The following is a 22040-nucleotide window of genomic DNA, read 5'->3' as shown; positions in this document are numbered from 1 at the left end:
ATGCAGGAGTCCCGCTTGCCCAAGGACCTTCCCCGTTTGGAGGCTCAAGCCCTGTTGCGGACGACTGAGGGCATACGTCTCAAGGCCCCCGAGGCGGAAGGCTGGCGTGACTGGGGTCCTTTTCTCAGCGAGCGCCAGTGGGGCACGGTGCGCGAGGACTACAGCCAGGGTGGTGCAGCCTGGGATTATATCACCCATGATCAGGCGCGCTCTCGCGCCTATCGCTGGGGCGAAGACGGTATTGCGGGCTTCAGCGACAGACACCAGATCTGGTGTCTCGCCCTTGGGTTATGGAATGGCCGCGACCCAATCCTCAAAGAGCGCATGTTCGGTCTTAGCAATGGCGAGGGTAACCACGGCGAGGACGTCAAGGAGCTCTGGTGGTATCTCGATGGCACACCGACGCATTCATACATGCGCCTGCTCTACAAATACCCGCAGGCCCGGTTTCCCTATGACGAGTTAGTGGCGGAGAATGGCCGGCGGCGCGGTCAGGACCGTCCGGAGTACGAGCTCGTCGATACTGGTGTCTTCAACGAGAGTCGTTATTTTGACGTCACGGTCGAATATGCCAAGGCGGCGCCCCACGACATTCTGATGCGCGTTACTGTCGTCAATCGTGGCCCGCAGGCCGCCACGTTGCATGTGCTACCTCAGCTCTGGGCTCGCAACACCTGGTCCTGGGACGCGAACAACTCGCGGCCACAGCTTCTGCTTACCGCCGCGGGCGCGGTACAGGTTACGCGCTCAGGAGCTCCGCCGATGCGGTTTACTGCACTCCAGAATGCGCAAATTCTTTTCTGCGAGAATGATACCAATCCGCGGCGACTCTTCGGCACTGATGCAGGGGGATTCTTCAAGGACGGCATTAACGACTGGCTGGTGAGCGATGACGCCGGCGCGATCAACCCCGAGGGCGTCGGAACGAAGTGTGCGGCCTATACCAGACTGGAGATCCCCTCAGGTGGTACGGAAACCCTTCGCTTTCGGCTCGCTTCTGCCGAGGCCGGCGCCTTGGACACGAGCGCTTTCGACGAAGTTGTCGTCGCGCGCATCGCAGAGGCAGACATGTTTTACGCGGCACTCCAGGCGGACCTTCCGGATGCCGAGGCGCGCAACATTCAGCGGCAGGCGCTGGCCGGCATGCTCTGGTCGAAGCAGTATTATCACTTCGACGTTCGCCGTTGGTTGCAAGGAGATCCGGCCCAGCCCGCGCCGCCGCCCGAGCGCAAGAATGGTCGGAATCGGGATTGGCCGCACCTAAATAATGCGGACATCGTCTCAATGCCGGACAAGTGGGAGTATCCTTGGTACGCCTCCTGGGACCTTGCCTTCCACTGCATCACCTTCGCTCTGATCGATCCGGAGTTCGCAAAAAATCAGCTCCTGCTATTGACGCGCGAATGGTACATGCACCCGAACGGCCAACTCCCAGCTTATGAATGGGCCTTCGGAGACGTGAATCCACCGGTGCACGCCTTCGCCGCTTGGCGCGTGTATCAAATGGATCGCGCGTTGACTGGGGAGGCCGATCGAGGCTTCCTTGAGCGGATCTTCCACAAATTGATGGTGAATTTCACTTGGTGGGTGAACCGTAAGGATAGGGACGGCCGCAACATATTCGAGGGTGGTTTCCTCGGTCTCGACAATATCGGTATCTTCGACCGATCGAGTCCGCTGCCGACTGGCGGCTATATTAGCCAAGCCGATGGCACCGCGTGGATGGCGATGTACTGCCTCAACCTGATGCGAATAGCGTTGGAGCTAGCTACAGAGGATCCCGTTTACGAAGATATAGCCACTAAGTTTTTCGAGCATTTCCTATACATCGCGGACGCTATGACCAACATGGGGGATGTAGATGGGGACACGCCCATTGGACTATGGGACGATTGCGACCAGTTCTACTACGACGTACTCAACCTGCCGGACGGGCAGCGCCTACCGTTACGCGTGCGCTCACTCGTGGGACTGATTCCGCTCTGCGCCGTGGAAGTTCTCGATAGCGAAGTCTTTGCACGCTTCCCCGGGTTTGCGAGCCGCACCCGGTGGATGTTGACGCATCGCCCAGACCTCGCTGCGCTCGTCTCGCACTGGGCTAAGCCGGGGAAGGACGGTCGCATCTTGCTCTCACTACTGCGCCGCCATCGCATGACGGCGCTTCTTAGTCGTATGCTGGACGAAACAGAGTTCCTCTCTTCGCATGGCGTGCGGGCGGTCTCTAAAGCGCATGCAGGCGCGCCTTTTGCTTTTGAGGCGGAAGGGATGCGTTTCGCTGTTGATTACGAGCCCGGCGAATCGCGGACGGCACTCTTCGGTGGAAATTCCAATTGGCGGGGACCGGTTTGGATGCCGATCAACTTCCTATTGGTCGAGGCGCTCCGCGAATTTGACCTCTTCTACGGCACCGATGTCACGATCGAGTGTCCCACCGGTTCCGGCATGCGTGTGAGCCTCGCCGAGGCGGCGGAGGAGCTGTCGCGACGGTTGGTCTCGCTCTTTCGGCCCGACATCAATGACCGCCGGCCCGTTCTCGGCGACTACGCCCTCTTCCAGACCGACCAACATTTTCGCGACCTCATACCCTTCCACGAATACTTCCACGGCGACACTGGTGCTGGGCTCGGTGCCTCGCATCAAACGGGATGGACGGGCCTCGTGGCGCTTTTGCTGCAATCGATGTCGCAGTCACGGCGTGGTCGAGGGGGCTGAGGCTCGCGCGATCCGGGTGGCGACGGCTTCAGCGACGGTCCGACCGCTCGGCGCGAAGCCAGATCGCCCGTTGAGTGGCGATCCCTGTCCGTCGAACCGTCTGCACCCGGACATGTACGCCGCCGAGGCGGCTGGCACCGCCCTGCTCGTCGTTGTCGGGCTCTCGATCGTCATCGCCTTCTGGGGCAAGGGCGCGCCGTTGGCCTCACTACCGATTGGGATGGGCGAGCGACGGCTGCTAAACGGCTTTCTGGTCAGCTGCATCGGCGTCGCCATAGCCTATTCGCCGCTCGGAAAAATCAGCGGCGCACATATCAATCCGGCAATCACACTGGCCTTTTGGCTCGAGGGCAAACTCCGCTGGCGCGACGCCGGATGCTACGTCGCAGCACAGCTGCTGGGCGGCGCCTTGGGCGCGGCAGTCTTGTTCTTGTTGTGGGGTAGCATCGGCGCCAGCGACCATTGGGCGGCGACAGTTCCAGGGCAGTCCATTCCCATCGCCTTCGCGGTGGGCGGCGAGATCCTCTGCACATTCCTCATGGTTGCGCTGGTATTCGTTTTTGCCAGTCGGCATGCGACGCAGCGTTACACGCCGCTTGTGAATCCGCCGCTCTTCGCGATCTTGAGTTGGCTCGAAGCCCCCATCTCCGGCGCTAGCGCTAATCCCGCCCGCTCCTTTGCGCCCGAACTGGTGAGCTGGAACTGGTCAGGCTGGTGGGTTTATTGGCTTGGCCCTGCGCTCGGCGCGGCGCTCGCGGTCGTCCTCCTGCGTTGCGACTTGATCGGTCGGCACAGCCCTTCCCAGGCGAGAATGTGCCATTTTGGGCACCCGGGTGGAAACTTGCCAGAGTAAGGGCCAATGGCGGTGAGGATGGAAGAGGTCCGCAACCCGGCGCCCCAAGGTCACATCGTCTTCGGCAATGCCGAGCGTGAACGACACGCCGGTTTAGTCGATCGCTGGTACACTGGAGAAAAGCCCAATCAGTCCTTCCGCCAGCGTTGGGTGGGCAAATATGGCGTCACGCAGCCCGGTATAGGGCATGCCGGCGAGCATGGCAGTTTGCACAATAGGCATTATTTCGCTCGCCTCGGCACCGATCATAGCGAAGCCAAGAATGCGATCGCTGCCAGCATCGATGACAGCCTTCATGAAGCCCGTGGTCTCCCCGGTCGTCCGCGTTCGCAGCACCGCCTTCATCGGCAGCTTGGCGACGCGATGCCCGATGCCCGCTTGCCGGGCCTGGCCTTCGCTGAGCCCGACGCGGGCTAGCGGTGGATCTGTGAACATGCTGTAGGGGACGAGACGGTTCGCCGTAGTGCGTTGGCCACCTGCCATGGCGGATTGCAATACGCGGCAGTCGTCATAGGAGACATGGGTGAATTGAGGGCTGCCGGCACACTCACCCAACGCCCAAATACCGGGCGCGCTCGTCTCCAGCCGATCGCCAACCTTGATGTAGCCTCTTGTGTCGAGCGCGACGTCTGCGATCTCGAGGCCGATGCCTGTGGTATTGGGCTTACGACCTGTGGCGACCAGAATGTCGCTTGCAGTGATGTCACGCGTACCGGAAGCCGTGCGGAGGTGCAGACGGATTTCCTGCCCGGACCGACCGTCAACGCGCAAGGCCTCGGCGGAGGTCACGATATCGATGCCCTCCTCTGTCAGGAAACGAAGGATCTCGGTGCCAATATCGAGGTCTTCGCGACTAGCTATCATCTGCTGGCGCTCGATGATGGTCACGCGACTCCCAAAGCGCGAAAAGGCCTGCGCCAGCTCGAGTGCGACATATCCGCCGCCTAGGACGAGAAGGTGTGCCGGTACGCGGTCGAGCTCAAGCGCCTCAATATTCGTGAGCGCTCCGGATGCGGCCAAACCCGGAAGCGGCGGAATCGATGCGCGCGTGCCGAGGTTGAGGTAGATCTGACCGGCCGTGAGCATGCGCGTATCGCCGCCATTCAAGACGACCTCCACGGTCCTGGGCTCGACGAAGCGGCCGTCACCTGAGACGAGCGTGACGTCGTTCGCCTTATATGCTTCCAAGATTGCTGCGCTCAGCTCCTCGACCATGACGCGCTTGCGCGCGCGCACTTCGACCATGTCTACCGAGAACGGCGCGGCGACCGAACCGAATTGCCCAGCATATCGGCGAATAGTCTCGATGATCTTCGCCGTAAATATCTCGTTCTTGCTCGGTAGGCAGTTGACGTTTGGGCAAGAGCCGCCGATCCAACGCCTTTCCACCACCGCCACGCGCTTTCCGGCGCCGCCGAGAGCGAGGGCGAGTTGGGTCCCACCCGTCCCGCTGCCGACAATTAGGGCATCAAAATGCTCGGCTTGCGCCATGGCATGCTCTTCCTCAGTCTTGGGTCTAGTTTTGGATCTAGGACAGAGGCCCTGGGCTCGACGCATCCGCGAGGTGCTCGGCAATGCCTCCGGCCTGGCCGGCCAATGTATGCGCCGTGTTGATCAGGGCAAAATGGCTGAACGCCTGGGGAAAATTGCCGAGCTGACGCCCGGCGATGGGGTCGTACTCCTCCGCGAAAAGGCCGAGATCGTTGCCGTACGAAAGGAGACGCTCGAATAGCGCCGATGCGTCCTGAGTGCGGCCGCAGAGCGTCCAGGCGTCGCAGAGCCAGAAGCTACAGGCGAGGAAGGCGCCCTCGTGGCCCGGCAAACCGTCAGCATTCGCTCCGTCGGTTCGGTAGCGATAGACGACACCGTTTTCCAATAGCTCACGCTCAATCCGCGCAATGGTTCCGAGAACGCGTGGATCATCCGCCGGCAGGAAGCCAAGCATCGGGATTTGCAATAGTGCCGCATCCACGACGCTCGCACCGTAATACTGCACGAAGCTGTTGCTGGCGGCATCGTAGCCATTCGCGCAGATATCCGCGTGAATCTCGTCCCGAGCCTGGCGCCACTCCTCCACCGGCCCTTCGAGCTTGTAGTCTGTCGCACTCGCGACCATGCGGTCGAAGGCGAGCCAACACATGACCTTCGAATATACGAAGTGCCGCGGCGGCCCGCGGACTTCCCAGAGGCCGGAATCAGGCTGTTTCCAGAGTGTGAGGAGGTTCTTGGCGATGGCGCGCTGGAGCGGCCAGACCGCATCCATGTCATGTAGTCCGGCGCGCCGCCCGGCATCGAAGGCGCCAATTACGGCACCGTAAACATCGAGCTGAAGCTGGTCATGGGCTGCGTTGCCGACGCGGACGGGGCGGCTGTCCTCATAGCCGGGCAAATGCTCAAGCTCGACTTCTGTTAGCCGGCGCTCGCCATGCAGCCCGTACATGATTTGCAGCTCATCCGGTGCCCCAGCCGTGGCCCGCATTAGCCACCACCTCCAAGCGCTAGCCTCTTCGTGGAAGCCGGACCCGGTCAGCGCGTAGATCGTGAGCACGGCGTCACGCAGCCAACAGTAACGATAGTCCCAGTTGCGCACGCCGCCGGGCATTTCCGGGAGCGATGTCGTTGGAGCTGCAACGATACCGCCGGTCGGACGATAGGTCAGCGCTTTGAGCGTGACGAGCGAACGCCGCACTGTCTCGGCGTGGGGACCGGCATAGGTGCAACCTTGCGCCCATAGGCTCCATTCTCTCGCGGTCCGTCGCATGAGCGCATGAGGATCGCGCGGTAGCGGTGGCTCGAGATGTGAGGGAAACCATTCGAGCATCGTCGCCACATCCTGGCCGGCGGCCACGTGAAAGCGAGCCTGAGTGGCGAAATCCACATTATCGAGATCGACACTGCTGCTGATGCGCACGGCATCCGGCCCGGCGATCGCGACGATCATACCCTCCTTGCGCTCTACCCAGGGCGCCCAGGCGCCATAGTTGAAGCGCAGCCTCAGATCCATGGTGATTTCGACTGTGCCTTCGAGCCCGTGGACGATACGGACCAGCTCATGCGTTCCGCCTATCGCCGGCAGCGGCATGAGGTCGAATACCATGGCCTTGCCGGCGCCAGTCTCGATGGTGGTTTCGAGGATCATTGTGTCCGGGAGGTAGCGTCGGGTTACGCGCGCGGTTGAATCACTCGCAGCGAGCTGCCAGGCGCCATGGTCGCGATGGCCGAGAAGCGACGCGAAGATCGCTTCCGAGTCGAAGCGGGGCAGGCAGAGCCATTCGATCGTGCCATCGCGATGCACCAGCGCCGCGCCTTCCGTTGATCCGATTAGTGCATAGTCCTCAATGGGACGGCGTGGTTTCGCCTTATTCGTCATCATCTCGCCTCCCCTGCGCCGCTCAAAGCCGGGCCCGAATGGCGTCCGCGACGCGTAGTGCGTTGGCAACGATCGTGAGGGTCGGGTTCACTGCGCCGATCGAGGGAAAGAAACTCGCATCAGCAAGATAGAGATTATCCACCTCGTGTGCGCGGCAATCTAGGTCGAGCACCGAGGTGCGGGAATCAGCGCCAAAACGTGCGGTGCCGGCCTGATGGGCGGTGCCACCGATCGGGATGTTCTTGCCCAGGTAGAGGTTGCGCTCTATCAGCACGTGCGGATGGCCGGCTTTGTCCAGCACCTGAGTGAGCTTGCGCTTGAGATGGGTGAGAGCTTGCGGATTGGTTTCAACGAGGTCGAGGTGGACCTGGCTGCCTTTATAGTGAATACGGTTGTCAGGGTGCGGCAGGTCCTCCGCCTGAAGCCAGAAATCCATCGAGTGTCGAGCCATCTGCTCGAAGGGCATTTCGGGCAACCATTTAAGAAGATGGGGGAGAGTTTCACCGCGAATCTGATCTGAATGGCTCGTTGCGCACATCTGAACTAGACCAAGTGGGAAGTCCCAGTCGTCGGCGCCAAAATAGAAGTCACTCAGCGCGAGAGTCTTCTGGAAGACGGTCTCATTCGGTTCCTTCATAATCGCCGCAAGAACACTCATATGATGGCGCATGTAGTTTCTCCCAAGCTGCCCGGACCCATTTGCGAGTCCTTGCGGATGTGCGTCATTTGCTGAACGCAGGAGAAGGAGCGCTGATGACAGCGCACCACAAGCGACAACGACGATATCTGCGGAGTAGACCTCCTGCTCTCCTCTGCGGGTGACATGCACGGAATCGATCCGCCGACCAGAGTGATCGGTGCTGAGGTGTGAGACATAGGCGTTCGTCAGAAGCGTGACGTTGTCGTTCTCCGCTAGCATGGGGTCGATGCAGACGATCTGAGCATCGGCCTTGCCGTTCAGTGGGCATGGGAAGCCGTCGAAAAAGCTGCAGCGGATGCAGGTGCTGGTCCTGGTCGGCTCACCGTTCTTCTCGTCGAGGAGAATGCCAAGCGGTAGATGAAACGGGTTGAGGCCGATGCCGCGTAGGTCATCCGCAAGCTGCGCGATCCGTGGCTCGTGGCTGACGGCTGGAAAGGGAAAAGGCGTGCTCGTCCAGGGTTCAAGCGGATCCTCGCCGCGCTGGCCATGGACTTGAAACAGGCACTCAGCCTCACCGTAGTAGGGCTCGAAGGTGTCGTAGCCGACCGGCCAAGCAGGCGAAACGCCACCCGCATGCGTGACTTCGCCGAAATCGCGCTCGCGCAACCGGAGCAATGCCGCCCCGTAAACTTTGGAATTCCCGCCAACAAAGTAGTGCAGCGCCGGGCTAAAATTGGCGCCCTCGGCGTTTGTCCAGGTCTCCTGGGCCTGGTACAGACCCTCAACAAAGACGTCCTGCGAGCTCCAATTGCGTTCTGAGCGCTTAAGGTAGTCGCCACGCTCCAGAATGAGAATGCGCTTTCCCGTCGGCGCCAGGCGTTGGGCAAGGGAAGCGCCACCGGGCCCACTGCCGATGACGATGATATCGTAGCGTCCTGTCGGCACCGGCCCTTACTCCTTGCCCGCCGAGCGCACTGCAACCGGTTGTGGTTTGACGAACTCCAGACTTGGCGCCGACCTATAATTCACCGACGAGCACAACAGACAGAGCGATGCCGCCAAGAGAACCAGGTCCTTAAGAAGGAATTGGCCAACCGGGCCGGAGAGCGCTGGAAAGCCACCCGCCGCCGGTTCGGCGACGCCAGGCGTCGAGAGGAAGAACGTGAGGGTGATTAAGTAAGTGACGCTGGACATGGCCGCGCCCAGCGCCGAGGCGATCGGGTTGAACGCTCCGATCGCGAGAGCGATGCCCGTGGAGAGCTCAATCGAGCCGATAATGTCGCTCGCCCCTTGCACGCCAAACAAGGGATGTAGCCAGCTTAGGATCGGGCTATGTGCGATGAAGGGCGCGATCCCGGTCGCCGCATAATTGGTATATTTTTCGGCCCCGAACCATACGAAGACGATCACGAGAGCCCAGCGCAGCAGCGCCAATGCCGTATGGGAGCCTGTCGTTCGCTCGGCGATACGTAGCGATGGCATCATGGTCGATCTCCACTAAACCACGCGGCGGCGCGAGCCGCGTTCATTGAATCTTGCATTGCGCCGTAAGCTAAGGGGACTGAGAGATACCTTTCAGGCATCGTTTTGATTCAGACCGGACGAGCGCATTTACCCCTAGGTCCTCTAGAACGGCCGAGTAGCCTGTGGCGGAGTCCAGCGAGAAACAGGAAGTTAGCAATGCCCAGCGGCTTCGCCTGGTATCGATAGCCTCTCAATGGCCGATAGCGAAACACGAGAGTTGCCGGGTAAGCCGCCAGACGATCTCGGATACAGGAAATCCGATAAGGAATCTGTAGTCCTTTTCCCCGGGTAGTGAGACCCGACTTGCGAGAACACTCACAATGCTGATGCGGTTTTCGACCTTCATGCAAGAGCTGCACGATCATCAAAATGATGCCTATTAGGCATTGGCAGATTTCGCATGGACAGCCCCTTACTCCAGGCCACTACGCAGTTCCGAATGTGTGGATGAGATCGGCTTCTTGGCCGAATAACACAAGAGGGCAGGGGCGTCTGCGTATGTCGAACCGATAAGGGAGATCGCGACGTGTCGAGAGTTTGGATGGGACTGCCGGCTGCAGCCGTGCTTGCGTGCATGGGATCTGGACTTGCGCAGGCCGCTTGCACGCAGAACGACATAAAGCTCAAGTACACCGAAATCGGCCAGCTTATTCAGGCTGAGATGGCGGGGAGCTTGTCCAACGCCCAGGCTATGATGACGCAGATGCATATGATTCAGGATCAGATGACTACGGGCGAAATTAACTCTGATCAGTTCTGCCGACAGTACGATGCGCTTATTCGCGAGATGAAGACACGTTGACTAGGCAGATCCGGACTAGGGATGAAGTTTAACCGAGCCGAACTCGATTCTGAGGCGCACGTCTGAAGATGTTGCTTCTATGGATCGCCGCGTCTCTATCTTCATCACACGTCGTTCCGGCATCGAACTGCGTCAAACCGCACGGGGTGTTTGTGACTTGAGGCGTCGATATTTTGAGCGCCATCGTGCCGGCGCACAAGCACCCCGGCGGCCCGCGGCATCAAACACAACCGCCTGTGCTTAAGCCTCTCGACCTATCACCGGTAGACACCAGCCTGGTCACTCTATTCACGGAACATCGGGAGCGTAGGTCCAGGCGCTGGCGCGAGCAAGCTTAACGAATGCGGTTGCCGCTCGGGATTGCGGCCGCCCCGCAAGCGTCTCCACAACAACGTCGTATTCGACAACTGGCTCGGACAGCGCTCGCGCAACCAGTTCGGCTGGTGTGGGCCAGCACGATAAGCCAAGCCCCAACCCAAGGCCCGTGCGCACGAGTTGCAGCGACGTCTCCCAATTGCCCGCACGATGCGGTGTCGAGGGCCGACGTCCGACCCGCCGCGCAATTTGCGAGAGGATCCTTTCCGGCAGCGCCTCCGGTTCGGACGCGCCGAGCAGGGTGGCTTCCGCAAGATTCGTACTAATGATCGATTCCTCGCAAGCCAGTCGGTGGTTCTGCGGCAGGAATACCGACGCACCTGTTGAAAACAGGTGCCATTGATTGAAGCGCTCAGGCAGTGTGTCAGCCTGCAGTCCCACGAAAACATCGAGCTCTCCCCGGAGCATACGCTCCCGCATGACCGTCTCGGCTTCTACGGCAATGGTAAACTCCATGGACCTGATTGAAGCGATGACCTCGGACAGGATGGCGCCGATGAGGGGAAAGGCGAGCCATGGGCTGAGCCCGAGGCGGAGGGGCGCACTGTCTCTCGATTGCAGATGCCTCGCTTCATCGCGCGCCAGATCCGCCGCGGCCTTGACCTGCTCGAGCAGCGGCAGCATAGATCGGCCGAATTCCGTGAGCTGTGTTAGAGACCGCTCTCGCAACAATAAATCACCGCCAAGCTCCCATTCTAGCCGCTTGATCGATCTTGAAAAGGCCGGTTGAGTAACTCTGCATTCTCTCGCCGCATGGGTGAAATTCAACACGCGAGAGAGAACGATAAAGTAGCCGATCTGGGGAAGGTCCATTGGTTCCGGCCTATGCCCTTCTACTCGTTCTGCCAAAGCGCACGAAGCGCCTGGGGTAGCGTTTCCAATTCCGTACGACGCGTGAAGTCCACATGAATCTCTGCATGGACGACGATCCCATTGGGCGCGACCACGAAGGTCGATGGGACAGGGACGAACCAGCCCGCGCCCCCATGCAACGTTTCAGCTTCGATCCCCCGCGATAGCAGCAGCCGCCGATATCGGGGTGGCAGGCGGACGAGAACGCCGAATTGGGCGGCGACCGCGTTGTCAACGTCCGCGAGTAGTTCGTAATGGAGGCCATATTTGCTCTTGACGAACTGGGCTCGTCCGCCCGTCTCGGGTGAGAGAGCGACTAGAGAAGCTTTTCGCTCAAGCACCGGGGTAAGCATCGCATCGAGCGCCTGGAGGGTCACCATACAGTAAGGACACCAGCTGCCACGGTAGAAAGTCACGATCAGCACGCCCCGCCGCAGGAGCTCCACTGAAGAGACGAGCTTACCTTCCGCGTTCGGCAGTTCAAAGCCTGGCATGACGTCGCCTGTCTTGAGGGCGTTATCGGCAAGCAAGCGAGAATCGAGACGTTGCATCACCTCTTCGAATGCGGCGGCGGCTTGACTTGTCATCTTTGCTCGCAGCGCATCAAGGGTCTCGTTTAAAGGCATCCTTGCCTCCGAACCGACCCGCGCGTCGTCGGCTTGCTAGCGGTCGTCAAAGCGGAGCTGACCGACCTGTTGATATCACGAAATGTTCTATAGGACGTTACGAGCCCTGGCGCTACTCGAACCGACGATCCGGATCGAGGATTCATAGCGCACGTAGAGGCCGTTAAGAGTCAGACGTGTGCCGCGGGTCAAGTTCAACTCCGATGTCGGCGCACTACTGTCGTCCAGCACTTTGGGCCAACCCTCCGCCGGGTCTTGGGGGCACAAACATGGAAACCATGCCCAGACGGTATTGGCAGTTGAGCGGCTTTTTATGTCTCTTCTCGGCCAGTCTCGAGCTCCAAGCCAGGACTTTCATCCAGGAATGGTGCTCTGCACAAATCCATGCGTGTTGAATTTGGGGTAATCCGTATGACAGTCGCAGGCTGCAGATCATTGGCAACTACGGGTAAAATGCTTACTTGCGCCGTGGCAGCGTCCCTAGCCTTTCTTTCGTTCGGCGTGACGCTAGCGCAAGCTGAGGTCATCAACGAGGGAATTGCCGGATCCCCGTTGTCGGAGACCCGACCTGCCCCCGCTTATTTGAAGCCGGATGTAAACATCGTCACGGCACGGCCTTCCCCATCCGAGATTAATCCCGCGTTCCTCGGTCCGGTTCTGCTGATGAAGTCAGCCCAGGTGGACCTGGTGAAAGGAACCGCCAGACTTCCTCTTCGCCGAGGTCGACTGAAGTCGGGCGAGCTCGTCTGGTTCATTCTCACCGATACGACGGATGAGAATCTCGCTGATCTTCACGGTGTTAACTTTGCACCCAAGCTCACCTACGGGTTGACCGGGAAAGGCGCACGAGAGGCGACGATCGCATCGGATGGAACCTTCATATTCGACTCCGGGAAGGTGGATTTTGGCCCCCAGCACAGGATCGTACCTGGGAAGGGTCCGAACTTCTTCCCACCGCAAAGCGCCCAGCCTGGATCTGTCGGGGACGCAGACTATTCTCCTCTCGTCCACATTAAAAACGCCGGCACGGACATTGTCTTCAACGCACCTATGGTGGCCTTTAACATCGACGACCAGACGTTGAACAAGTTCTGTGATGGCCACGTCGACCACAACCTAGTCCATGACAAAGTGGTCTCCATTTGTCCTCGAGATGGCTATGTAACCATGCAGCTAACCATCGGCTTCACATTCGGAAAGCCGATTTTGTATCTTTCGACCGAAGCGAGCGATCCGCTCGTCGCGACCCTTGAGAGCGCAACTTATACGCCGGCGCTTAAGAGCTTTCCCTTTGCGCTTGAGGATGCCTCGCCGGGCGAACCGGCTGAGCGGATCTATGTCTTCGTTAACGGCCCGATCGGCCTCGAGAATCCCCAACGCCAGGGCCTCGATAGCGCGCTGTCCGATGGACGGGGACCGCTGAATGTTCTAGGAGGTGTGCCGACCATCAATCTAGACTACAGCCCGATGTGGCGGCTTTTTCCGGCCAAATGGACGCCGTCCGCCATCGATCATGGCTATCGGTCACGTATGACAGATGCGATCGAGATTGAGGATATGGCGTCGAAAGGGTTTATCAGGAGCATCGACAATGGTACGTTGCGGCCAGTCGGATTCGTCGTGAACTGCCCGGTAGTATATCGTGTTAACTAAAGAGTTGGAGAGATCTTCTGTGCAAGGCTACCGCCAAAGCGCGGAGGCGCCGTTTCCGGGAATTCAACAGTGACCACTGATGCGTCGCGTGAGAGGCGGTCGGAGTTAGGTCTGGAGTCTTCCCTGCTCAGAGATTCCGTTGCGAGCCTATTTTCGCGCCCGATCAAATGTCGCCTAGTTGCGACAGGACGAAGTTCTGCCTTCTATCCTCCGGCGTCAGTTTGGCTAAGGGTTAAAATTCGCGGCCACTCTTGGAGAGGAACTCGCATGAGCGACAATGTGACCAAACCCCTGAGCCTCGCTTCACTGCCTATCAATCGTCGCGCTGCCTTGGGCGGAGGGGCGGCGGCATTTATGACGATGGCACTTACGCCTAAACCCTCGGCGGCTGCGCAGTCATCTCATAAGGTGGACCTCTTCGCATTTATGGCTCCTAAAAGTCGCAATCTCGTCTTTGCGGTCACCTTCAAGACAAGCGACCGTCCTTCGGAGGGGCGGGTCGGGTCGGACTATACCGTGCGCATTCATGTCAACGAACGTCGATGGACAATCAACGGGCCGCTATCGACCCAACAGCGCAAGGATTCTGAGAATCGTTGCTATAGATGCTTCTCGGGCGAAGTGTTCGGACGGCGACATGCCGACGAGATCTTGAACGCCGCCGTGGTTGAGACTCCACCTCAGCTCGTGGGGAACGCAGAGCGCTTGGCGGTATGGGCGGAGATCTTTGCCGCAAATGGGTCGCGGCGCAGGGTCGGAAGTCCCTTCATCGCTGAGCTCTTGGCGCAGGAGCCGACCATCTCCACCGCATACCATGCCGCCTCGCCTAAGGATGATGCGGCACTTTTGGCCGAGGTGCTCTCGCGACGCGCAACTATCCTCGCGAACGCGAATGGCAACGTGGCTGATCCTGAAGGGCATGCACGCCGCCTGTGCTCGCACTTCTTGCCGGACGTCATCGAGTATCGTCCGAATTATCCGGTCGGGTTCAATTTCGCAAGCCAGAACGGTCGTCATCCAGCGGATGATCCTGCGGCGATCGTGGCAACAGTTTTGACGGGAGCGGTGACTGCGGGAAGGTCATCCCGGTCGATCCAATTGAGCGAGGCGTTCCCGTATTTCGTCGGACCAAACATGGGACCCGCCAAGTTGGGACGGATCGGCGCGACGTCGTGAGATTGAGTCACTGACCGAGCGCAAGAACTATTATCACCGGCAACCAAGCTCGGGATCAACCCAAGTTTCTGACCGGACCCCGACACAACGCATTCTGAATATCCGGCGACGAGGAATCAATCGATGTCCCACCACTTCGATACCCCAACTGCACTTGCGGACCCCCGCATCAACGTGTGTGACTTCTACTTATTTCGCGGACGCCCAGGAACGACGGTTATGGCTATGACGGTAAACCCCGATGCGGGACTTTCCGCACCAGATACATTTCGCGATGAGGGACTCTACGCTTTTCGGTTTGACCTGAATGGTGATGCGGTAGAGGAATTGACGTTCAAAGTACGGTTCGGAGTGGTTTCCCACGTCGCCGGAGAGGAGCACAAGCATGTTCAAAGCTTCGAAATTCGGCGCGCTGCCGGACGTTCAGCAGTGCAAGGCGCTGACGGCGATGTCGTCGTCGCCGGCCGCACCGGTGAGGTGACAAAGACAGCTTCGGGAGTCGTCGCCTTTGCCGGCCTGGCTCCTGATCTTTTCGCGGGTGACGCTACCGCCATCTCGGAATTCCTAATGGCTGTCCGCAAGGAGAACCGGTTCGATCCAGGCGCATTTCAGAATCGGAAGAACTTTTTTGCAAATCGGAATGTCACTGCCATTGTGCTCGAGGTCCCGAGCCGATCGATCGGCCGGGGACGGGTTCATGCCTGGGCAACGGCCTCACTCCATGGTCACGCGCCGGAAGTGCAGGTGTCCCGATGGGGGCTGCCCCTTCTCACTCACGTATTCTTGCCTGAGCCGAGCATGAGAGAGGATTACAATCGGATGGTTCCGGCAGATGATATCCCACGTTTCTCCGCTCAAATTGGCAAGGTTGCCAGCACACTGACCAGGCTTGCCGGCTCGTCGGCCAATCCAACCGACTATGGAACCCAGTTGACGACCCGGATCTGTCCGACGACCCTGCCATACGAACTCGATACGCCGGCTGCTTTCGACTTCGCGGGCTTCAACGGACGAGCGCTCACGGATGACGCCATGGATGTGATCCTCACGTTGGCAACGAATACCGCGCTCGGCGATGGCGTGGCTCCGGACAAAGGACGGGTGCGCGACACTTTTCCCTATTTTGGAGAACCCTACTCGGCTGCCGAGCAGATCGGCGTCGCTCCGGCTAGGGCAGGCGCAAAAAAGGAATAATAGTTCGCGGCCATCGGCAGGCATACTGCCCCGCCGCGGTCGCGCTCTTCCTTTGGGGTGTGGTGTGTTCTGCGTTCGGTGGCTGGCTGATCGTCTTTTCTCCCTAGCACCCGGCTGCACGGCAGTCTCGCTCTTCGCATTCCTTGGGGACGGCTTGCTGGCCTGGTACGGGCTTCGGCGCAAGGGTCCATTTCCGCGCCGTTTGGGCGATCCGGAAGATCAGAGAACGTTTTGGATCACAACCTGTCCTTCTCGTTTGCCGGGCGGGAGAAATGATCTGTGGGGACTACGATGCGACGGGCATTCTTCAGCATTTTTAACGATGAAGCCGACACTCTGCGCCTCAAAATAGGGGGCATCATCGCTGTCATCATCGTTCTCAATATTGTGGCATGGATCTGGGTATTGCTCCTGTTCCATCATAATGCCGTGCTGCTCGGCACCGCTCTCCTTGCCTATGGCTTTGGCCTGAGACACGCGGTCGATGCGGACCACATCGCCGCCATCGACAATGTAACCCGTAAACTGATGCAGGAGGGCAAGCGTCCTGTTACGACCGGCTTCTTCTTCTCTCTGGGCCATTCAACCGTTGTCGTTCTTGCCTCGGTCGCTATCGCCGCGACGACAATTGCGCTCAGGGACCAGTTCAGCTTCTTCCAAAGCGCTGGTGGGGTCGTCGGAACACTGGTTTCGTCGAGTTTCCTCCTGGCTATTGCCGGCATGAACTTAGCGATTCTAGTTGCGATCTACCGCCTGTTTCGGCAGGTGAAATGCGGAGCCCCGTATAGGGAGGCGGATGTCGAAATGCTGTTGGCGGGTCGTGGATTTCTTGCGCGACTGTTCCGGCCCTTGTTCAGTATGATTCGCCACAGTTGGCATATGTATCCGCTGGGCTTTCTATTTGGCCTAGGTTTTGATACGGCGACCGAAGTTGGCCTTCTCGGGATCTCTGCTACTCAATCGTCACACGGCATGTCTGTCTGGTCGATCTTGATCTTCCCGGCACTCTTCACGGCGGGAATGTCGCTCGTGGACACGATGGACAGTATTCTGATGCTTGGCGCCTATGGCTGGGCATTCGTGAGGCCGATCCGCAAGCTTTACTACAACATGACGACCACCTTCGTGTCCGTCGTGGTGGCGCTACTGGTGGGCGGAATCGAAGCACTCGGATTGATCGAAGATCAGCTCAACTTGAAGGGCTTCTTCTGGGGCCAGATCACCGCGTTGAACCACAACTTTGGAGCTATCGGCTACCTAATCATCGGCGTGTTCCTGGTAAGCTGGCTGCTCTCGGCATTTATCTACCGAGCCCGGGGGTATGATCAGCTACAGGTCGAGACCAGTTGATGCCCAAGAATGCCCCCCCGGTCATCGAAGAAAGTCTTTGCAGCAAAGCAGTGGTCCTGAAACACAAATCCTCGACTGGGGAGAATAACCTTAGGCATTACGCCGCTTCCGCCCGGCGTGTGGTGCGGCCACAATACAGCCTGCTCGGGACCTAGTACGTTGTCCATGCTTCTCGGCTGGCGTGACCCACTTTTGCCGCTCTCGTTGGCAAGTCTGCTGCTGCTCGCGATCCTGATAGACGCCCGCCGCGATCGTCGGAGACCCTTGTGGCTGCGGTTCATCATTCGCCTGGTCACCTTCGTCATTCTCACGGGGCTCATTCAGCTCGCTGTCGGTTCGCCGATCGCACCCCATCTCCGCGCTACTGTGCCGGGCGAACAGGCTTGGGAGAGGCTGGCTGAGATTGGCTGGTGGATGATGGGCGCGCGCGTGGCTGTTGCAATCGCACGGCTCGTCCTGGTGCTCGAGGATCGACCGCGCGAAACACAGATCGTCTCAGATCTGCTGGCGGGTACTATCTACATCGCAGCCGTGTTCGCCATCGTCAATTTCGTCTTCGGTGTTCCGATAGGCGGACTGCTAGCAACCTCCGGTGTTGTCGCTATCGTCCTCGGCCTGGCGCTCCAGAACACGCTGTCAGACGTCTTTTCCGGACTGGCCATCGGATTGGAACGTGCCTACAAGCTGGGGGACGTTCTTTGGGTGGAAGGCGGCATCGAAGGACAGGTTCTCCAGCTCGACTGGCGATCCACCCGAATAGCGACGGCGCACAATAGTGTAGCAATTGTGCCGAACAGTGTCATCGCCAAGTCGCGTCTCGAGAATAGAAGCGAGCCGACACCGGCCAGGGGCCTAATCGTCGCAATCAGCGTGGACGCAGGCGTGGATCCGCGGAGGAGCATCGTGGCACTCGATGCCGCCGTTCTCGCTTGTCGCGTCCCATTGCGGTCACCAGCCCCAACAATCAATTGCGCGCGCTTGGAAGGAAACTTCCTCGTCTATGAGATTGGCTTCGTCGTCGGTTCGGCGACCGAAATCGCCATTGCCCGCACAGAGGTGCTAACACAGGTTTATAGGCACTTGCGGCACGCTGGAATATTGCTCGCGGGCAGCGACCTTGTAGCCCATTCGCCAACATCAACGTCGACGATCGAAACGCTAATCGCGGAATCCGATGCTTTTGGTTCACTTTCAGCCGACGATCAGGCGTTGCTTGCACCGCATTTCGTTCTCGTTACCTACGGGCTTGGTTCTGCGCTAGCTCGCCAGGGCGAGCTGACCAAGGCTCTTTTTTTGCTTAAGGCAGGGACTGTCGAGCTGGCGCAAGGGGAAGGGGTCGCCAGGCGGGTACTGTTACGCGCAAGTCCTGGCGACAGTATCGGCGTGACGGATTTCATCACCGGCGCGGCCTCTCCGGTGACGGCAACGGCGCTGACGCCGGTCGCCGCCTTTAGTTTAGATGAGCCAAGTATCGCAACAGTCCTGCGTAATCATCCCGGTTTGAAAAGTAGTCTGGAGGCCCAGGCGCAACGTGGCCGAGCGTGGTTGCGCTGCGAGGTGGCAATTGAGGAAAGTGAAGAGGTCGAGACGCCAGGTTTGTTGATCGCGCGCTTGCGCAGGTTTCTCCGGCGGCTCGAACATTAGGTAGGCAAGCTGTTCCAGAAACACGCGAGAAGCGTCTCCAGACGGAGGCTCAGCCAGAGGCAGGAACAAATGTACAAGAGGCAGTTTATCCGTCTTTTCGGTAGGTCCGCGATTGCATTCGGCGCCATGCTGGCGACGAAAATGAAGGCTCAGGCGGAGGCGCCCTACCGCTATGATCAGTCTCCGGCATTCTATCGAATCAAGTTGGGTGACTTCGAGGTAACCGCTATCCATGACGGGAGCCTGCAGTTCGATCCACGGCAACTATTGCGGGACGAAACGGGCGAGCTTTCCAGCGCGCTTAATGAGACACTCGTTGATCCACGCGTAGTGACGATTTCCGTATCTGGATTTTTGGTGAACACTGGCAAACAGCTCATCCTTGTCGATGCCGGCACCGGCGGCTGGTGGGGCGGGCCGACCCTCGGAAAGCTATTGGTCAATCTTCGCGCCGCCGGATACAAGCCGGAGGAAGTCGACACAGTTCTCCTCACTCATTTGCATCCAGACCACGTCGGGGGCATAACTACTCTATCTGGTGCCTCGGTGTTCTCGAACGCAGACGTGCGGATGTCGCAGATAGAAAGCGATTTCTGGCTCTCTGCTAAGGTCGCCGCAAAGGCGACCGAGAATGAAAGAGGCTTCTTCAAGATCGCTCGGGCTGTATCAGCGCCTTATCTTGCGTCGGGGAGGTGGCGGCCGTTTGCTCCCTCGGATAGGCTTTCGGATGGCATCGAGGTGGTTCCGCTCCCAGGACATACCCCTGGTCAAGTGGGTTATGAGTTCACTTCCGTCGGGCAAAGGCTGTTCATAATGGGCGATGTCGTTCACGTCGCCGAGGTCCAGTTCAAGCATCCCGAGATTGGCGTCGCATTTGATGGAGACCAAAAAACTGCAGTCGGCCAGCGAGAACGACTACTAAAGCGGCTTGTAGCGCAGAACATACTTCTTGCCGGACCTCACTTGCCGTTTCCGACCTTCGGCCGGATCCGCAAAGATGGTGACAGAGGTTACGCCTGGGTGCCGGTCTCATATGCCGACACCCCTTTTTTTAAATAACCTCCGATCAATTGGAGTTGCAATGACCGTAGCGTACGCTAGGACCTTCGCCAGAAAGGGGTCGCTCCGGGGAAGATGTCTCTTCAACGCGCGATATGAATCCATCTCGCGTTTTGAACCACGACGTGATGCCCAAGGTGGGCCCTGGCAAAGGTCTGCATCCCATGTGCCCCAAGTGCAACGCCATGATCCATTGTCGAGCGAAAATGTTTCCCATTGGGAACTTAAGGGTGATCCGGTTTTAGATCGCTGATCTCGATCCGCGGGACAGGGAGAAAACCATGCGTTCGGCCATCACTATCGCGGCGATCCTCGCCGCCACGCCTGCTCTGGCCGCGCCGGCCTGGACGGCCGACCAGGCAAGCGTGTGCAACACGAAGCCAACGACTGTCGACACTATGGAGTGCCTCGAAGCCCGCGCCAGGGTCTGGGACAGTCGGTTGAACAAAGCTTACAAAGCGCTGAATAGGGTTCTACCGGCGCGGATCTTCAATATAGGATCGGCCTCGATCTACTCCGGGGTGAAGAGCCAGGCGCATTATCTCTCTCTCTAGCCGAACCACTCTCGGTTCGCGCAACCTGAAAAAGAGTTCACAATGTCCCGCCTCTCGATCCCAGCGCTCGACGACGTCCCGGAAGCGTCAAAGCCGATCCTCGATGCCGTCCGCAAACAGCTCGGCGTCGTCCCGAACATGTATCGCCTGATCGCTCAAAGCCCGGCCACGTTGCAGGGCTTCACGTCCAACAACGCCGCGCTCTCGAAAACCCTCGACGTGAAGACCCGCGAGGGGATCGCGTTGGCCGTCGCCCAGGTCGACGGTTGCGATTATTGCCTGTCGGCTCACACCTATCTCGGGCTCAACCTGGCGAGAATCAGCCCCGAGGAGATTGCCCTCAATCGCAAGAGCGAGTCCGGCGACCCGAAGGCGAATGCCGCCGTGAGTTTCGCAGGCAAGGTCGTGCGCGAGCGTGGGCATATCACCGCGGCTGACGTTAAGGCGGTCCGAGATGCCGGTTTCAGCGACGGACAGATCGTAGAAATCCTCGCCGTCACCGCCGAGAACATTTTCACCAACCTGCTCAACGTCGTTGCCGAGACTGACATCGACTTTCCCGTCGTGCACGCAGCTGAGGCCGCATAACTTCAAGAGGGCCGCGGCGGTTCAGGCCCCGGCCCTCTTGTCAAATAACGGAGGCCCATGATGCCCTATGGCTTTCTCGATATTGCTGGGACGCCCAGCGTCCGGGCTGTGCAGGCCAAGATGGACGCCGATCACATCTGGCAGGACTTCAAGGGACACCGTGAGTTTGATCGATTCACCGAGAACGAAGTCGCCTTCATCGCCGAACGTGACAGCTTCTACATGGCGACGGTCTCGGAGACGGGTTGGCCCTACATTCAGCATCGGGGCGGCCCGCGCGGCTTTCTTAAGCTGGTCGATGATCGCACACTTGCCTTTGCCGACTATCGCGGCAACCGCCAGTATGGGTGGGTGTATCATCCTACAATGACCATTTGCAGAGTGATCCGCCCGACCTAGACTCCGCCGTGAGTTCTCACGGACGAACTTATGCCTGCCCGGTCATCCTATCTCGGGGTTCGAGCGATATCAATGCCGTGCTTACAACGCCTTCCAGGAGGGAACGCTCGGGGCGCACCCGGGCCAAGACGCGGAGACCCATCAGCACGCCCAAGAGATGCTGAGCGAGAGCCTCAGCGGGGGTCGAGCGTGAGACGGTGCCGTTCGCCTGACCATTCTCCACACAGCCGAGGAAGAAAGCCTCGATGCGTCTGAGTACTCGCGCGATTGACTTCCGGAACTCCGGATCGTGGGGCGCCATTTCCAGAGCCGAGTTTACTAACAGACAGCCTTTGTGCTCTTTGTCGGTGAGTGACCGGCGCAGAATTTCATCGAAAAACGCGCCAATCGCGGCACGAGGTGGAAGTGTTTCGCAGCGCTGTATGCGTGCTCCAATACTGATCTCGACGTAGTGGTCGAGGGCGGCCTGGTAGATTGAGCGCTTGTCACCGAAGGCGTTGTAGAGACTAGCGGCTGTGATCCCAGTTCTTTCAATCAGGTCTTTGACAGAGGTCGCCTCAAAGCCGCGATTCCAAAAACACTGAATCGCAGCGTCAAGAACAACCTCTTCGTCAAATTCTCTCGGGCGTGCCATCCTGTCCTCCACGCAGCTACTCGGCTGGCATACTG

General features: G+C 59.2%; 19 protein-coding genes and 1 pseudogene. 12 read left to right on the top strand and 8 right to left on the bottom strand.

Annotated features, from left to right (window positions below):
* Nucleotides 1-15: 15 nt before the first annotated feature.
* Both GSQ92_RS17690 and GSQ92_RS17685 read left to right on the top strand, forming a co-directional pair.
* Complete coding sequence (locus GSQ92_RS17690) at nt 16-2712, top strand: MGH1-like glycoside hydrolase domain-containing protein (RefSeq protein WP_254065570.1); 2697 nt, start codon at nt 16-18, stop codon at nt 2710-2712.
* Entirely contained in the window at nt 2696-3565 is an 870-nt protein-coding gene (locus GSQ92_RS17685) for an MIP/aquaporin family protein (RefSeq protein WP_159013789.1), read from the top strand. The genes GSQ92_RS17690 and GSQ92_RS17685 overlap by 17 nt, the downstream gene beginning before the upstream one ends.
* A gap of 93 nt (nt 3566-3658) precedes the next feature.
* Here GSQ92_RS17685 and GSQ92_RS17680 read toward each other — a convergent pair whose 3' ends face one another.
* The 4 genes from GSQ92_RS17680 to GSQ92_RS17665 are packed head-to-tail and all read right to left on the bottom strand — an operon-like array spanning nt 3659 to nt 9060.
* Complete coding sequence (locus tag GSQ92_RS17680) at nt 3659-5056, bottom strand: FAD-dependent oxidoreductase (RefSeq protein ID WP_159013788.1); 1398 nt, start codon at nt 5054-5056, stop codon at nt 3659-3661.
* Between the two features lie 37 nt (nt 5057-5093).
* Entirely contained in the window at nt 5094-6938 is a 1845-nt protein-coding gene (locus GSQ92_RS17675; protein WP_216849991.1) for a glycoside hydrolase family 15 protein, read from the bottom strand.
* A 19-nt stretch (nt 6939-6957) separates the two neighbouring features.
* Nucleotides 6958-8520, bottom strand: coding sequence for a GMC family oxidoreductase (locus tag GSQ92_RS17670; RefSeq protein WP_159013787.1), 1563 nt, complete (start codon nt 8518-8520; stop codon nt 6958-6960).
* Nucleotides 8521-8526: 6 nt separating this feature from the next.
* A complete protein-coding gene (locus tag GSQ92_RS17665; RefSeq protein WP_158802508.1) occupies nt 8527-9060 on the bottom strand; it encodes a YkgB family protein in 534 nt (177 codons plus the stop codon).
* 580 nt (nt 9061-9640) lie between these two features.
* On the opposite strand from GSQ92_RS17665, the gene GSQ92_RS17660 reads away from it, so the two are divergent.
* The gene (locus tag GSQ92_RS17660) at nt 9641-9901 is read left to right on the top strand and encodes a hypothetical protein (protein WP_158802509.1); all 261 of its coding nucleotides are present in this window, start codon (nt 9641-9643) and stop codon (nt 9899-9901) included.
* A 288-nt stretch (nt 9902-10189) separates the two neighbouring features.
* Here the strand turns inward: GSQ92_RS17660 and GSQ92_RS17655 are convergent, their stop codons facing one another.
* The 3 genes and pseudogenes from GSQ92_RS17655 to GSQ92_RS17650 all read right to left on the bottom strand — a co-directional run bounded on the left by GSQ92_RS17655 (nt 10190) and on the right by GSQ92_RS17650 (nt 11754).
* On the bottom strand, nt 10190-10900 hold the full coding sequence (locus tag GSQ92_RS17655) for a LysR family transcriptional regulator substrate-binding protein (protein WP_254066640.1): 711 nt from the start codon (nt 10898-10900) through the stop codon (nt 10190-10192).
* 15 nt (nt 10901-10915) lie between these two features.
* Nucleotides 10916-11089, bottom strand: a pseudogene (locus tag GSQ92_RS31760) (LysR family transcriptional regulator); the annotation flags it as partial.
* 20 nt (nt 11090-11109) lie between these two features.
* Nucleotides 11110-11754 (bottom strand): peroxiredoxin-like family protein, encoded by a 645-nt coding sequence (locus GSQ92_RS17650; RefSeq protein ID WP_158802511.1) that lies wholly within the window; start codon nt 11752-11754, stop codon nt 11110-11112.
* A 435-nt stretch (nt 11755-12189) separates the two neighbouring features.
* On the opposite strand from GSQ92_RS17650, the gene GSQ92_RS17645 reads away from it, so the two are divergent.
* The 9 genes from GSQ92_RS17645 to GSQ92_RS17605 all read left to right on the top strand — a co-directional run bounded on the left by GSQ92_RS17645 (nt 12190) and on the right by GSQ92_RS17605 (nt 21371).
* Entirely contained in the window at nt 12190-13407 is a 1218-nt protein-coding gene (locus GSQ92_RS17645; protein ID WP_216849992.1) for a hypothetical protein, read from the top strand.
* A 267-nt stretch (nt 13408-13674) separates the two neighbouring features.
* Nucleotides 13675-14583 (top strand): hypothetical protein, encoded by a 909-nt coding sequence (locus GSQ92_RS17640; protein ID WP_158802513.1) that lies wholly within the window; start codon nt 13675-13677, stop codon nt 14581-14583.
* Between the two features lie 123 nt (nt 14584-14706).
* Nucleotides 14707-15777 carry a DUF4331 family protein gene (locus tag GSQ92_RS17635; protein ID WP_158802514.1) on the top strand — a complete coding sequence of 357 codons (1071 nt, stop codon included), beginning with the start codon at nt 14707-14709 and terminating at the stop codon, nt 15775-15777.
* 291 nt (nt 15778-16068) lie between these two features.
* Entirely contained in the window at nt 16069-17127 is a 1059-nt protein-coding gene (locus GSQ92_RS17630; RefSeq protein ID WP_158802515.1) for a HoxN/HupN/NixA family nickel/cobalt transporter, read from the top strand.
* A 414-nt stretch (nt 17128-17541) separates the two neighbouring features.
* Nucleotides 17542-18771, top strand: coding sequence for a mechanosensitive ion channel family protein (locus GSQ92_RS17625; protein WP_158802516.1), 1230 nt, complete (start codon nt 17542-17544; stop codon nt 18769-18771).
* A gap of 69 nt (nt 18772-18840) precedes the next feature.
* Entirely contained in the window at nt 18841-19830 is a 990-nt protein-coding gene (locus GSQ92_RS17620; RefSeq protein WP_158802517.1) for an MBL fold metallo-hydrolase, read from the top strand.
* A 281-nt stretch (nt 19831-20111) separates the two neighbouring features.
* Nucleotides 20112-20384, top strand: coding sequence for a lysozyme inhibitor LprI family protein (locus tag GSQ92_RS17615; protein WP_158802518.1), 273 nt, complete (start codon nt 20112-20114; stop codon nt 20382-20384).
* Nucleotides 20385-20426: 42 nt separating this feature from the next.
* Nucleotides 20427-20972 (top strand): carboxymuconolactone decarboxylase family protein, encoded by a 546-nt coding sequence (locus GSQ92_RS17610; protein ID WP_158802519.1) that lies wholly within the window; start codon nt 20427-20429, stop codon nt 20970-20972.
* A 57-nt stretch (nt 20973-21029) separates the two neighbouring features.
* The gene (locus tag GSQ92_RS17605) at nt 21030-21371 is read left to right on the top strand and encodes a pyridoxamine 5'-phosphate oxidase family protein (protein WP_254065571.1); all 342 of its coding nucleotides are present in this window, start codon (nt 21030-21032) and stop codon (nt 21369-21371) included.
* A 28-nt stretch (nt 21372-21399) separates the two neighbouring features.
* Here GSQ92_RS17605 and GSQ92_RS17600 read toward each other — a convergent pair whose 3' ends face one another.
* The gene (locus tag GSQ92_RS17600) at nt 21400-22005 is read right to left on the bottom strand and encodes a TetR/AcrR family transcriptional regulator (protein ID WP_159013786.1); all 606 of its coding nucleotides are present in this window, start codon (nt 22003-22005) and stop codon (nt 21400-21402) included.
* Nucleotides 22006-22040: the final 35 nt, after the last annotated feature.

It is taken from the genome of Acidisoma sp. S159 (assembly GCF_009766125.1).
Lineage (GTDB): Bacteria > Pseudomonadota > Alphaproteobacteria > Acetobacterales > Acetobacteraceae > Acidisoma.
Note: the sequence above shows the minus strand (reverse complement) of the source record. Positions and strands in the feature narration are given on the sequence as shown.